We start from the raw sequence: 13,598 nt of genomic DNA on the forward strand, positions 1-13,598 counted from the left end.
ATGACGCCAAAAATAAGCAGTTGGCGCCGCAACCAATAAAAAGCCCGCCGAGCGGCGGGCTCAGCACAGCGATGGCAATCAGGCTGGCGCCTTGGAGACCATCACCATGGCCGGACGGATCACCCGACCGTTGAGCTCATAGCCCTTCTGCATCACGGCGATGACAGTGTTCGGTGCCAGCTCGCCATTTTCGATCATGCTCATCGCCTGATGGGCATTGGGATCAAACGGCTGATTGAGCGGATCAAGCGGATTCAGACCAAACTTGGCCACGCCGCTTTGCATCGATTTCAGGGTCAGCTCGACCCCTTCGATCATCGGCTTGAGCTCTTCGCTCTCCTTGTCGGCCAGCTCGATGGCGCGCTCCAGGTTGTCCAGTACCGGCAACAGTTCGGCGGCAAATTTCTCCAGCGCAAACTTGTGGGCCTTCTCCACATCCTGGGCGGCACGGCGACGCAGGTTTTCCATTTCGGCGACGGCACGAATGGCACGCTCACGCTCTTCATTGGACGCCAGCTGGGCGGCTTCCAGTTGGGCCTCCAGCTCGGCAATGCGGGCCTGCTCGGCTGTCACTTCACTGTCTACATCGGTCGGCTCGACTGGCTGGGCTTCCACTTGCTCCATCGTTTCAACCTTTTGTTCTTCGTGGTTCATGACATCTCCAATTTCAGGGTTGCTTATGAGGGTCTGCTGACGTTCGGGTGCGAGACAAGTCGGCAACAGACCCTGTAATGGCGCTATTATGGGGACGCAGCCTCGGCTTTCAAGGGGAAAAAGGCGCTATCGTCGCCAATGAGCCGCACCGACAGGTAAATTGCCACTTTCCTGGTACGATGGCGCGAGCAGAACGCTGGCAGCAGACAAATCCCCCACAAAGCGGGGTATACTGCCCCCAATACTCATCCCAGACCCGACAGACTATGGATTCTCCGTTCAAAACCATTGCCCTGATTGGCAAACCCCACCACGAAGGGGCCAACCAGACCCTGACCGGCTTGCATCAGTATCTCACTACCCGTGGTTTCAAGGTGCTGGTCGAAAGCCGGGTCGCCCACACCCTCGGCATCATGGATGAAAACGTGATGGATCTGGTCCAGCTCGGTGAGCAGGCGGACTTGGCCATCGTCGTCGGCGGGGACGGTAACATGCTGGGGGCGGCCCGAGTGCTGTCACGGTTCGATGTGGCGGTGATCGGTGTCAACCGGGGCAATCTCGGCTTTTTGACTGACCTGTCGCCGCAGGATTATCTGCTGCCGCTGGAACAGGTGCTTTCCGGCCACTACAAGAGTGAACACCGCTTCTTGCTGGAAGCCGCCGTCTATCGTCACGGGGAGCGCAAATCGAGCAACCTGGCGGTGAACGAAGCCGTGCTGCACCCGGGCAAGATAGCCCACATGATCGAGTTCGAGGTCTATATCGATGGCAGCTTCATGTACAGCCAGCGCTCGGACGGCATCATAGTCGCCACCCCGACCGGCTCCACCGCCTATTCGCTATCGGCGGGCGGCGCCATCCTCACTCCCAAGCTCAACGCCATCACGCTGGTGCCCATGTTCCCACACACCCTGAGCAGCCGCCCCATAGTGCTGGATGCGGACAGCGAGGTGCGCCTGCTGGTCTCACCGGACAATCAGGATGATGCCATGCAGGTGAGCTGCGACGGTCAGGTGACACTGGCGGTACACCCGGGGGACGAGATCCTCATAAAAAAGAGCAAGCACAAGCTGCACCTGGTGCATCCGCTCGATTACAGCTACTTCCACGTGCTGCGCAACAAGCTCGGCTGGGGCAGCAAGCTGTTCTAAGCCTCTTTTAACGTCCCCTGCTCATCCTGTTGCGGGCCGACTCTTTACTGTATGGAAAACCAGTATATACTGGATGCATACACAGTAATGTTGGCCCATACAGGATGAGACCATGCTGACCCAGCTGACCGTCAACAACTTCGCTATCGTCAAGTTTCTCGAACTCGATCTGCAACCCGGCATGACCTGCATCACGGGTGAGACGGGTGCCGGTAAATCCATCGCCATAGACGCACTCGGCCTCTGTCTGGGTGAGCGGGCAGAGGCAAGCATGGTGCGCCCCGATAGCGACAAGACAGAGGTCAGCGCCCGTTTCCTGCTGGACGGCAACCCAGCCGCCCGCGCCTGGCTCGCCGCCAACGAGCTGGAAAACGAAGGTGAATGCATAGTGCGGCGGGTGCTCTCTGCCGAAGGACGATCACGCAGCTACATCAACGGCGTGCCCGTCCCCCTGACCCAGCTTAAAAATCTCGGTCAACTGCTGGTCAACGTCCACGGCCAGCACGCCCACCAGCTCCTGCTCAAACCCGACTACCAGCTCAGCTTGCTGGATGGCTATGCCGGCCATCACCTGCTGCTGGAAGAAGTGCGCCAGCATTATCAGCTCTGGCGTCAGCTGCAAAACGAGCTCAATCGCCTCAAGGCCGAACAGCAACAGCGGGAAGCCCGCCGTCAGCTCATCGAATATCAAGTGCAGGAGCTGGACGAATTTGCCTTGCAACCGGGGGAATTCGAGGCCATTGAAGAGGAGCATCAGCGGCTCGCCAACGGCACCGAACTGATGCAGGAGTGCGGCGCCTGTCTCGATCTGCTCTATGACAACGAAGAGACCACCATCGCCGGCCTGTTGCAGGTCGCCGTCGACAAAGCCGAGAGTCTGGTGGGCATGGACAGCCGCCTCAGCCCTGTGCTGGAGATGCTTAACGAGGCGATGATAGGCGTGCAGGAGAGCCACAGCGAGCTGCGCAGCTATCTGGATCGGCTTGAGCTGGACCCTGAGCGCTTCACCGAGCTGGAGGCGCGCCTCTCCAAAGCCATCAATCTGGCCCGCAAGCACCATGTCAAGCCGGCCGAGCTGGCACTGCACCATCAGGATCTTGCCAGTGATCTCGCCCGCCTCAACTCGGACGAAGAGCGCCTGGAAGGCATGGAAGATGAACTGGCCGAAGCCCGCCTTGCCTTCGTACAGGCCGCAGAGGCTCTGAGCCAGAGCCGTCAGCGTTACGCCGAGGAGCTCGGCACCAAGGTGACCGCCAGCATGCACGAACTGGCGATGCCGGACGGTCGCTTCGCCATCGAGGTACGGCCGGATGCCCAGAGCAGCCTGTCGCCGCTCGGCATTGATCGGGTGGAATTTATGGTCACCACCAACCCGGGGCAACCAATCCAGCCGCTGGGCAAGGTGGCCTCGGGCGGTGAACTGTCGCGGATCAGCCTCGCCATCGTCGTGATCAGCGCCCGCAAGGTCTCGACCCCGACCCTGATTTTCGATGAGGTGGACGTGGGGATCAGCGGCCCCACCGCCGCCGTGGTGGGTCGTTTGCTGCGCCAGCTCGGTGAATCCACACAGGTCATGGTGGTCACTCACCTGCCCCAGGTAGCAGGCAAGGGCCACCAGCACATGGTGGTGAGCAAGCACACAGACGGCAAGACAACGGAAACCCAGATGCAGGCACTGGATCAGGGCGCCCGCCTCAAGGAGCTGGCTCGTCTGCTGGGCGGTGACCATATCACCGACAATACCCTGGCCAACGCTCGCGAGCTGCTTGCCTCCTGAGAAGGGACGCCCAACACGGCCAGTAAAAGGGGAGCCTCACACCTGCGGGTGTGAGGCTCCCCTTCTTTATATGGCTATCTGACGTTGCGATCGCCCGATCCTCTCTTCTATTTTCCCCCACAAACCAGCCACTTGGTTAACCGACATCCAGGGAACTCTCTGGCCCAGATCGAGTGTGGGAGCCAGACCAGAGTACGGGAGATAAATCTGGCTCAACCTCATAGCGCCGCACAGCAACAAGACTCGGCTCCGAGTGCCGGGTCTGGCTCCGTAACAAGGTGCTAGGACAAGCCGACGCAACCAGCTAGGTGACGGTGTGACCATCAAGGACGGTGCGAGTCATCCAGGTTGCCATGACCAGCACCGACGCATAGAGTGAGACCAGGTCGGGAGCAAAAACCCGTGCGCCTTCACCTGTTTTATCTGCCCCCTTGTCCGGCCAGCGTCCTTGCGCGGTCGACCAGGAGCCTCCAACTTCAGGAATGCCTTTATGCTCCACGTGTTTGGTCACAAGAACCCCGATAGCGATAGTATCTGCACCGCTCTGGTCACCGCCGACTGGCTCAATGGCCAGGGCAGACCGGCCCAGGCCTATGCACTGGGTGACCCCATCGCCGAGACCCGCTTCATTCTGGAAACAGCCGGGGTCGATGCCCCGCCCCTGCTGCAGGGGAGCGTGGCCAACAAATCTGTGTTTCTGGTCGATTTCAGCGAGCTGGAGCAGGGGCCAGAGGGCCTTGCCGAGGCGGACGTGCAGGGGCTGATCGATCACCACAGGATCGGCACTCTTATCACTCGGGGCCCCCTCGATGCCTGGATCCGTGCTGTGGGTTGCAGTGCCACTGTGCTGCTGGAGCTGATGGGCTATGACAACCTCTCCCGTTCCCAGGCTCGCCTGCTGCTGGGCGCTATCATCAGTGACACCTTCAGCCTCACCTCGCCGACGACCACGCCCCGTGATCGCGCAGCCGTCAATGCGCTGCTGCCCCTGGCCGATCTGGCGCTGGAACCCTTCGCACAGACCCTGCTGGAACGCCGCACCCAGTTAGGTGATGCCCCCCTGGCCGAGCTGCTCATCGCCGATGAGAAGGCGTACCAGATTGCCGGTTACACACTGTCTGTCAGCCAGATATGCGTGATGGATCCGGCACAGCTTCAGTCACGGCAAGCAGAGCTGGTTCAGGCCATGCAGGCCCGGCTGGAACAGGACAAACTGGATGCCTATGTGTTGATGCTGACCGATCTCGCCAAGGGGAACAGCCTGCTCTATTTCGCCAGCAACGGCATCTTGCCCGAGCAACCCATCCATCTGGCCGGTGCCGTCAGCCGCAAGAAGGAGGGTCTGCCCTGGCTGGCCCACTATCTGTCAACAGACCCGGTGTGATGCCAAGTGGCAGGGAAGCGGTACACGCCGGGTCCCTGCCCTCTCTTTCTACCCCATGGCTTTGACACGCTACCTCGGTCGGCATGCGACTTTTTCTGTACGCCCTGTCGTCAACTTCCCTCATCCTGCTTGTTCGTGCTCACGGCGTCACGCGATACTCAGGTAGAGACCAGGCAGCATGATTCAGATATGCAGCGCTTGCTGACCATGCAAACATGCTAAAAAAATACCATTTTTATCCGCAATTCCCCCGCTAACCATCAAATATCCGGGATCCCTTCATTCTCCATTCAACTCGGTCTGTTATGCTGATGTAAACGAACATGGTTTTACTATGCATCACCGACAGAGGGTGACGCCAGACAACCAGGACATGTTAGCGCCATACCATATATAGCGGGAACACAGTGGTAAGAGACACACCTGGTGTCTCTGGTGACCCGCGTCATGCCAAGGAGAACTGCTTATGACCTCAACCCATATTGTGCTCTTGCTGGAAGGCAAGGATTACGAGCAGGAGACGCTGGCCAAAGCAAGCCGGTTGGCACAGGGCATGGGCACTGAGCTGACCCTGCTGCACCTGACTCATAGCAGCAAGGTGCGCCGCGAAAGCCTGTCGCTGTCCGAAGAAGAACGCAGTGCCCAGGGCACATTGGATGCCAAGGCCATCATCAGTGAACTCATCACCACCTTGCAGCATCCAGTGGATTATCAGTGCCTGGTGGTCGATGACGTTGTGTCGGACCTGAAGCACTGGCTGGCTTCACACCCGACGGATCTGTTGCTGGTGGGCAGCCGCCATCACTGGATGGAAGGATCCCTGGCCCGTCTGCTTATCTACAAGCTGCCGATCGATATCCAGATCTGCCACGAACCCTACGTAGAGCAGCTCAAAGCCGTCAGCTAACCTGACAGGCGCCCGCTCAAGTGGTGGGCGCCTCATCTCCCCCTGTCCCCTCTTGTTGCCATCAACACGCGCACTTTCCCCGTTTGCCACGCGACTTGCTCATTGCCGCCACTTCTGCCCAGCCCGCTGGCAGCCTCACTAATGACAAGCCTGTCTACATGTTTCCTTACATATTCATCGCTGTTTTTTAAGCCTCGTTTGCTGCAGGATATTGCCCTTGCATGCCTTCGCACGTTTCATTCAGGTGATAAATGAACATAACTCCCAAGCAGAGAAAATTTGCCCTGCTCGCACTCATCCCCCTGGCCGCCATCACCTGGCTGGCCTGGCCGAATACGACCCCGGACCCGGTGCTGAGCGCGCCAGTGACCCGCCAGGATGTGGAGCAGACAGTGCTGGCCAGCGGCGTCTTGCAGGCCATAGAGCAGGTGGATGTGGGTGCCCAGGTCTCGGGTCAGGTGACCTATCTGGCCGTCGAGGCGGGACAGAGCGTCAAGCAGGGTGACCTGCTGGCCGAGATAGATCCCCTGATCGCCCAGAACAACCTCAAGACCGCCGAGGCGGATCTCGCTAGTCGCCGTGCCCAGCTCAAGATCAAGCAGGCACAGCTCAAGCAAAACGAGCTGGCCTGGCGCCGTCAGCAGCAGATGTTCAAGCAGGAAGCCAGCTCCCGCGCAGATCTGGAGAGCGCCGAAGCCCAGTTGGCGGTCACCCGGGCCGAGCTGCAGAGCGCCCAAGCCGAGATCGAAAATGCGCTGATCAAGGTGGATCGCACCAAGACGGAGCTAGGCTATAACCGCATTCTGGCCCCCATGGATGGCACAGTCGTCAGCATAGTGACCCGCCAGGGCCAGACTCTGGCCGCCAGCCAGACTGTGCCCACCCTGCTCAAGCTCGCCAATCTGGAGACAATGACGGTCAAGGCACAGATCTCTGAGGCGGATGTCACCCGGGTAAAGGCAGGCATGCCTGTCTATTTCACCCTGATGGGCGATGCGGATACCCGTTATCACGGCACCCTGCGCACGGTCGAACTGGCCCCCACCAACATCAACGAGCAGGCCACCAGCACCACGGCCACCAGCAATGCCGCCGTCTATTACTACGCCCTGTTCGATGTGCCCAATCCGGATCACACCCTGCGAGTCGCCATGACCACGCAAGTCACCATAGTGCTCGGCGAGCGCAAGCAGGTGCTGACCATTCCACAGACGGCCCTTGGCAAGAAGCTGGGGGAGAACGAGTACGAAGTCACCCTGATCAAGGATGACGATCAGAAAGAGACACGCCGCATCAAGACCGGCATGAAAGATGACATCAAGGTCGAGGTAGTCAGCGGCCTCACCGAGCAGGACAAGGTCAAGCTGGGTCAAAGTGCTCCCGTCAACGGCCCCGATGTGGAGATGATGTTGTGAGTGAGCCACTGATCCAGCTCAAAGGGATAGAGCGACGCTACCAGAGCGGAGAGCAGGAGGTCACAGTCCTGCATCCGCTGGATCTGACCATTGAAGCGGGTGAGATGATCGCCATCGTCGGCGCCTCCGGCTCCGGCAAATCCACCCTGATGAACCTGCTAGGCTGCCTGGATAGCCCAAGCGCGGGCCAGTATCTGTTTCGGGGGCAGGACACCGCCACTCTGGATGCCCTCTCCCTGGCCCGGTTGCGCTGTCACCACTTTGGCTTCATCTTTCAACGCTACCATCTGCTGCCACACCTCAACGCCGCCGCCAACGTCGAGATCCCGGCCGTCTATGCCGGCACCTCCCGCCCCGATCGGCAGGCACGATCCAACGCATTGCTGGCACGGCTGGGCTTGAGTGATCGCAGCCATCACACCCCGGGTCAGCTCTCCGGCGGTCAACAGCAGAGGGTCAGCATTGCCCGGGCGCTGGCCAATGGCGGCGAAGTGATCCTGGCGGACGAACCCACGGGTGCCCTCGACAGCCAGAGCGGCAAGGAAGTGATGGCCATCCTCAAGGAGCTGCACGCTCAGGGCCACACCATTATTCTGGTGACCCACGACATGGCAGTGGCCAGCCACGCGGATCGCATCATCACGCTGCGCGATGGCCGGGTGCTGGAAGACAGCGGTAAACCGGCTACGACCACAGCCCGCCTCCCGGCCGCCTCCCCCGCCGCCAGGGCGAGCGGCAACGACTGGGATCGCTATCGCGAGGCGGGACGCATGGCGCTGCACGCCATGCTGGCACACCGCATGCGCACCTTCCTCACCATGCTCGGCATCATCATAGGCATAGCCGCCGTGGTGAGCGTGGTCGCGCTCGGTCAGGGGGCCCGTGCCAAGGTGGTCGACCAGATCAACGCCATGGGCACAAACACCATCGACATCTTCCCGGGCAAGGATTGGGGAGACGAGAAGGCTGCCAGCATCCAGACCCTCAACAAGCGGGATCTCGATGCGCTGCTCGGCCAGCCTTATCTGGAAGGGGCCAGCCCCCAGATTGCCTCGTCGGGTCAGCTGCGTTATCGCAACAAGACCAGCAGTGGCAGCATAGTGGGCGTCGGCAGCGACTTCTTCCGGGTCAAGGGGATGAAGCTCACCAGTGGCCGCCTGTTTGACGAGCGCGACATCCAGAACCGGGCCGCGGTGGCAGTGGTGGATGGCAAGACCATAGAGAGCCTACTTGGCAAGGAAGATCCGGTCGGCCAGGTGGTGCTGGTCGGCACCCTGCCGGTGCGCATCATTGGTGTGGTGGAAGAGGAGACGGGGTTTGGCCGCAGCAGCCAGTCGGTCAATGTCTGGCTGCCCTACAGCGCCGTGATGAGCCGCCTCATCTCCCAGAACCACTTCAGCCAGCTCACCATTCGGGTCAAGGACGGGGTGCAACCCGCCCTTGCCGAACAGGCTGCCATCGAACTGCTGACCCAGCGCCACGGGGTGAAGGACTTCTTCACATTCAGCAGCGACAGCATCATAAAATCGGTGGAGAAAACCACAGCCACCATGACGCTGCTGGTCTCCGCCATCGCGGTGATCTCCCTCATCGTCGGCGGGGTCGGGGTGATGAACATCATGCTGGTCTCGGTGGTGGAGCGTACCCGCGAAATCGGGATCCGCATCGCGGTCGGCGCCCGCCAGTCCGACATTTTGCAGCAGTTTCTGATCGAGGCCGTGATGGTCAGCCTGCTCGGGGGCATGCTCGGGGTCGGCGTCTCCCTGTTCATAGGCCTGCTCTTCTCCCTGTTCGTGGAGAGCATTCAGATGCAGTTCTCGCTCTTTTCCATCCTGATGGCGTTTGGTTGCTCCTCGCTCATCGGGATCCTGTTTGGTTACCTGCCCGCCCGCAATGCCGCCCGGCTCGATCCGGTCGAGGCGCTGGCGAGGGAATGACGATGCACAACTTATCCAAACTGGCGCTCTGCCTGGCCCTTGCTGCTGGCGTGAGCGCCTGCAGCCAGCAGAGCACCTATCACAGACAAGATCTGGTACTGGCTCCGAGCTGGCAACAGCCGGATGACGGCCTCACCCATCAGCAGGCCGGCCTCTGGTGGCAAGGGTTCCATGATCCGGCGCTGGATCAGCTGGTGGAAGCCGTGCTGGCCGCCAACCCGGACATGCAGGTCGCCGGGTTGAGGCTCAGGAGCGCACTGCTGGGCGCAGATTTTGCCGATACCAACCAGGCCCCCTCGGTCAGTGCCAGCCTGGGGGCCAACGGCACCAAAAATCTGAAAGATGGCAGTGCCAGCAGCAGCATGGGCCCCTCTCTCACCCTCAGTTATGAGGTGGATCTCTGGGGTCGGCTCGCCTCGGCGCGGGATCAGGCGAGCTGGGAAGCCCAGGCTTCCGCCCAGGATCTGGCGGCCACCCGCCTGATGCTGATCGGCAAGGCGCTGGAGCAGTACTGGCAGCTGGCCTATCTCGGCTCGGCCATCACACTGGGCGAGCGGCAACTGGCAAACTACACCCGCGCCGAACAACTGACCCAGGCCAAGTACCAGGCCGGCGCCATCACCCGGCTCGATCTGGTGCAGGCCAGCAAGCAGAAGGCCAACAAACAAGCTGAGCTCACTTCGCTCTTGATGCAGCAGGAACAGGCCCGCAACGGGCTGCGCCTCTTGCTTGGGCGCAGCAGCGGACCGCTGGAATTTGCCCCGACCGCACTGACGACGAGCCCGGTGCCATCACTGGCGGTCGGCATTCCAGCGGATGTGCTGGCACGGCGCCCCGACGTGCGCGCCGCCGAGTTGCGCCTGCGCAAGACACTGGCAAAAGGGGATGAGATCCGCACCGGTTTCTATCCCAGCTTGAGTCTCACCGGAGGTGCCAGCAGCACCTCGGACACCCTGACCCAGGTATTGCAAAATCCGGTGGGCACTCTGAGTGCTAGCCTGGCGCTGCCTTTCCTCGAATACAACAAGACCCGGATCTCCATTGCGAGCTCAGAGCTTGATTACCAGATTGCCGAAACCGAATTTCGCAAGCAGCTTTATACCGCCCTGGTCGAGGTGGAAGACGGCCTGGCCGCCCGCCATCACGGCGAGCAGCGCCTGAACTATCTGGCCGAGCAGCTGACGTTTGCCAAAGAGGCGGAACCGCTTGCCCAGGCTCGCTTCCAGGCCGGTGCCACCGGGGTACAACCCTGGCTGGATGAGCAGAACCGCCTGTGGGATGCCGAGCTTTCCTTGCTCAACCAGCAAAAGGAGCTGCTCAATACCATGGCCAGGATCTACAAGGCGCTGGGGGGCAGTGATAACAGCTAACCCAACGCCTCGTTACGCCGCCACTCATGTCATGAGAGGCGGCGTTTTTCTTCCCTGTTCATGCCCCTTTCCTGACGGGCTGCCACACAAAGCAATTGATAATAGTTTTCATTTAATGAAAAATGGGCGCCATTATCAGTCAGGAGTATCCATATGTCTCAGCCCGCCCCGGTCAATCGCCCTCGTCTGCTCACGGTCAAACACGTCCGGGATGTGAGCCCGCACCTGCGCCGAGTCTGCCTGACCAGCCCGGAACTCGCTGACTACCCCTTCACCTGCGGCGGCGCCCATATCAAGATCATGCTGCCACAGCCGGGCCAGACCCACGCCATACTGCCCACGCCCACCCCGCAAGGGCCGCGCTGGGAAGACCCGAGCCAGCGCCCCATCATGCGCACCTTCACCATACGGGCATTTCGTCGCGAGGCACTGGAGCTGGACATCGATTTCGCGCTGCACGGCGATGCCGGCCCCGCCAGCCGCTTTGCCATGCAGGTCAAACCCGGCGATCTGCTTGCCATCTCGGGCCCGGGTGGCCCGGATCCCATGCTGCAGCCCGCCCGGCACTACTACATGGTGGGTGACCTCACCTCCCTGCCCGCCATCAGTGCCATGGCCGAGGTAATGCCCGCTGACGCCCAGGGCCATATCGCCCTGCTGGTACCCTATCAGGAAGATGTACAGGATCTGTCGCTACCCGCCGGCGTGACATTGCGCTGGTTTATCCGCACCCCCGAGCAGACTGAACCACTGGTGGCGTATTTCACCGCCCTGCCGATGCAGGAGCAGGCGAGCTACTTCTGGTTCGGCGGTGAAGAGGGGCTGGTGGTGCCATTGCGCCGTCACGTCAGGCGCACCCTGGAGGTGGATCGCACTCGGGTCTACGCAGTCCCCTACTGGCGCCACGGCAAGGATGAAGAAGCCTATCACCACGCCCGTCATGATGTGATGGACAGCTGACCTGCCCATTTTTTCCTTGGAATATCAAGCTCATGGCCTGCCGGTCATGGGCTTGATTGCTATGTGCACTCCCCTGATTTGCTCCTTGCCCCCCCATTGTGATGATCCGAGCGGTTGTGCTTGATTTGATGCAAGCAACCAGATAATGATAATCACTCTCAACAATAAACAGTGATGACGCCCCATTGCAGCCTCTCTCCATGCCCCGGGTTTGGATGTGGAGCGCACGTCATTCACTCCCGTTTGCACAGCAAGGTAATCCAGATGGCAGTTTTGAACTCAGTAATGCGCGCCTTCGCGGTGGAGGCTCTTCCCACTCCTGCCGACCTGTTGGCACTTCATCCCTGTCCCAGCGAGGTTGCAGCGCAGATCGATCACCATCGCCAGCAGGTTCGCCAGATCCTGACAGGAGAAGACGATCGCCTGCTGGTGGTGATAGGTCCCTGCTCCATCCACGATCCCCTCGCCGCCCTCGATTACGCACAGCGGCTGGTACGGCTGGCCGACGCCTATCAAGACAGGTTGCAGATAGTGATGCGCACCTATTTCGAGAAGCCACGCACCACCGTGGGCTGGAAGGGGCTGGTATTCGACCCCCATCTGGATGGCAGCAACGACATAGGTCACGGCCTGCGGCTGGCACGTCAGTTGCTGCTCGACATCAACCGGCTGGGGCTGGCCACCGCCACCGAGTTTCTCGATACCACCAGCTTCCTCTATCTTGCCGACCTCATCAGCTGGGGAGCCATCGGCGCCCGCACCACCGAATCCCAGGTGCACCGTCAGCTGGCCTCGGCGCTGCCCTGCCCTGTCGGCTTCAAGAACGGCACGGACGGCAATATCCGGGTCGCCATCGATGCCATCCAGGCCAGTGAAGCCTCTCATCTGTTCACCGCACCGGGCAGTCAGGGCGGCATTGTGGTGATCAAGAGCGAAGGCAATCCCGCAGGCCACATCATATTGCGTGGCGGCACCCGCCCCAATTATCACCAGAGCGACGTGGAGGATGCCGCCGAACGCCTGACGCGGCAGGGGCTCAGCCACCGCCTGATGGTGGATTGCAGCCACGGCAACAGCCAGAAACTGCACAAAAACCAGATCCGGGTGGCAGGTGAGCTCTGCCGTCAGCTGGGGGAAGGCAGCGACACCATCGCCGCCGTCATGGTCGAGAGCTTCTTGCAAGGGGGCAGCCAGAAGCCTGCGCCATTGAACGAACTCGCCTATGGCCAGTCGGTCACCGACGCCTGCCTGTGCTGGGACGATACCCAGACCCTGCTCGCCATGCTGGCCGAGGCTGTCGAGTTACGTCGCCAGAGCCGGACCCGACGCCAGCCCGGAACGGTACACTGGGATGCCCAATTGGCCAGCTGAACAAGAGAAGGCTCCCCCAGCGGGAGCCTTATTATCTGCAAGTCCCGTCATTACCATTTAGTCCGCCAGGTCGCCAAATAAAATGGCCCAGACTTATCCGTTCAGGATAAAGACCATAGGGTGCGGGCTTTGGATGGGATAAAGAAAATATCCGTGCTACCTCTCTTCTTTCTTCACTCGATGACCAGCAACCGGCATACCGGCTCCCCTTTACGCCATGTCAGATAAAACTGAAAAGCATGTCAGTTAATGGAAAAGGCCCCTCCGATGAGTAAAAAGAATCGTAGCTTGCTTGCGGGCAGCTTAATGCCCCCTAATTTTCTGGGGAATGGTAGAGGCGAATATACAATGGGCTGTATGAGTCCAGTGACTCGTCTCTATTGGTCGTCGGTGAACTGCTGGCAATACAAGATGGGGAAACCACAAGCCGATGCACACATGACAATTAATCGTCCAATAAGGGAGGCAAGCATCACGGCTGACAGTATGCTGTCGCACTGCGACAAACAGGGACGGCACAAAGTGAGGAGGGAATTGACAGGAGAATACTTCGGTGAATACAAATAATAATGCCGCCTCGCGGGCGGAGCCTGTAAATAATTCTGTGTAACTGCACACTCCATTACAGGTGACCTTTCAGGCGATCACCGAACTCGATCATAAAGCGATTCA

The 13,598-nt window shown here is 60.3% G+C and carries 10 protein-coding genes; 9 read left to right on the forward strand and 1 reads right to left on the reverse strand.

Annotation, left to right across the window (positions count from 1 at the left end; genetic code table 11):
* Nucleotides 1–78 precede the first annotated feature (78 nt).
* On the reverse strand, nt 79–654 hold the full coding sequence (grpE, locus tag AXW79_RS09175; RefSeq protein ID WP_005312586.1) for a nucleotide exchange factor GrpE: 576 nt from the start codon (nt 652–654) through the stop codon (nt 79–81).
* Between the two features lie 266 nt (nt 655–920).
* Here grpE and nadK point away from each other — a divergent pair, with 266 nt between their 5' ends.
* The 9 genes from nadK (at nt 921) to AXW79_RS09220 (ending at nt 12,926) form a co-directional block, all read left to right on the forward strand.
* Nucleotides 921–1,805 carry an NAD(+) kinase gene (nadK, locus tag AXW79_RS09180; protein WP_005312583.1) on the forward strand — a complete coding sequence of 295 codons (885 nt, stop codon included), beginning with the start codon at nt 921–923 and terminating at the stop codon, nt 1,803–1,805.
* Between the two features lie 112 nt (nt 1,806–1,917).
* The gene (gene recN / locus AXW79_RS09185; protein WP_005312579.1) at nt 1,918–3,582 is read left to right on the forward strand and encodes a DNA repair protein RecN; all 1,665 of its coding nucleotides are present in this window, start codon (nt 1,918–1,920) and stop codon (nt 3,580–3,582) included.
* A 490-nt stretch (nt 3,583–4,072) separates the two neighbouring features.
* A complete protein-coding gene (locus AXW79_RS09190) occupies nt 4,073–4,966 on the forward strand; it encodes a DHHA2 domain-containing protein (RefSeq protein ID WP_005312576.1) in 894 nt (297 codons plus the stop codon).
* Nucleotides 4,967–5,432: 466 nt separating this feature from the next.
* Nucleotides 5,433–5,873, forward strand: coding sequence for a universal stress protein (locus tag AXW79_RS09195; RefSeq protein WP_005312572.1), 441 nt, complete (start codon nt 5,433–5,435; stop codon nt 5,871–5,873).
* Between the two features lie 251 nt (nt 5,874–6,124).
* Nucleotides 6,125–7,288 carry an efflux RND transporter periplasmic adaptor subunit gene (locus AXW79_RS09200; protein WP_011898958.1) on the forward strand — a complete coding sequence of 388 codons (1,164 nt, stop codon included), beginning with the start codon at nt 6,125–6,127 and terminating at the stop codon, nt 7,286–7,288.
* Nucleotides 7,285–9,225 (forward strand): MacB family efflux pump subunit, encoded by a 1,941-nt coding sequence (locus tag AXW79_RS09205; protein WP_005312564.1) that lies wholly within the window; start codon nt 7,285–7,287, stop codon nt 9,223–9,225. The genes AXW79_RS09200 and AXW79_RS09205 overlap by 4 nt, the downstream gene beginning before the upstream one ends.
* Nucleotides 9,222–10,595 (forward strand): efflux transporter outer membrane subunit, encoded by a 1,374-nt coding sequence (locus AXW79_RS09210; protein WP_011898959.1) that lies wholly within the window; start codon nt 9,222–9,224, stop codon nt 10,593–10,595. The genes AXW79_RS09205 and AXW79_RS09210 overlap by 4 nt, the downstream gene beginning before the upstream one ends.
* 153 nt (nt 10,596–10,748) lie before the next feature.
* Nucleotides 10,749–11,555 (forward strand): siderophore-interacting protein, encoded by an 807-nt coding sequence (locus AXW79_RS09215; RefSeq protein ID WP_005312558.1) that lies wholly within the window; start codon nt 10,749–10,751, stop codon nt 11,553–11,555.
* 264 nt (nt 11,556–11,819) lie between these two features.
* Nucleotides 11,820–12,926 carry a 3-deoxy-7-phosphoheptulonate synthase gene (locus AXW79_RS09220; protein WP_011898960.1) on the forward strand — a complete coding sequence of 369 codons (1,107 nt, stop codon included), beginning with the start codon at nt 11,820–11,822 and terminating at the stop codon, nt 12,924–12,926.
* Nucleotides 12,927–13,598: the final 672 nt, after the last annotated feature.

It is taken from the genome of Aeromonas salmonicida subsp. salmonicida, from assembly GCF_001643305.1.
In the GTDB taxonomy this organism is placed as follows: domain Bacteria; phylum Pseudomonadota; class Gammaproteobacteria; order Enterobacterales; family Aeromonadaceae; genus Aeromonas; species Aeromonas salmonicida.

Excerpts from the sequence above, each read along its gene's own strand:
- AXW79_RS09190 (WP_005312576.1), top strand. The coding sequence starts at position 4,073 with ATGCTCCACGTGTTTGGTCACAAGAACCCCGATAGCGATAGTATCTGC.
- AXW79_RS09220 (WP_011898960.1), top strand. The coding sequence starts at position 11,820 with ATGGCAGTTTTGAACTCAGTAATGCGCGCCTTCGCGGTGGAGGCTCTT.
- AXW79_RS09195 (WP_005312572.1), top strand. The coding sequence starts at position 5,433 with ATGACCTCAACCCATATTGTGCTCTTGCTGGAAGGCAAGGATTACGAG.
- nadK (WP_005312583.1), top strand. The coding sequence starts at position 921 with ATGGATTCTCCGTTCAAAACCATTGCCCTGATTGGCAAACCCCACCAC.
- grpE (WP_005312586.1), bottom strand. The coding sequence starts at position 654 with ATGAACCACGAAGAACAAAAGGTTGAAACGATGGAGCAAGTGGAAGCC.
- AXW79_RS09200 (WP_011898958.1), top strand. The coding sequence starts at position 6,125 with ATGAACATAACTCCCAAGCAGAGAAAATTTGCCCTGCTCGCACTCATC.
- AXW79_RS09215 (WP_005312558.1), top strand. The coding sequence starts at position 10,749 with ATGTCTCAGCCCGCCCCGGTCAATCGCCCTCGTCTGCTCACGGTCAAA.
- AXW79_RS09210 (WP_011898959.1), top strand. The coding sequence starts at position 9,222 with ATGACGATGCACAACTTATCCAAACTGGCGCTCTGCCTGGCCCTTGCT.
- recN (WP_005312579.1), top strand. The coding sequence starts at position 1,918 with ATGCTGACCCAGCTGACCGTCAACAACTTCGCTATCGTCAAGTTTCTC.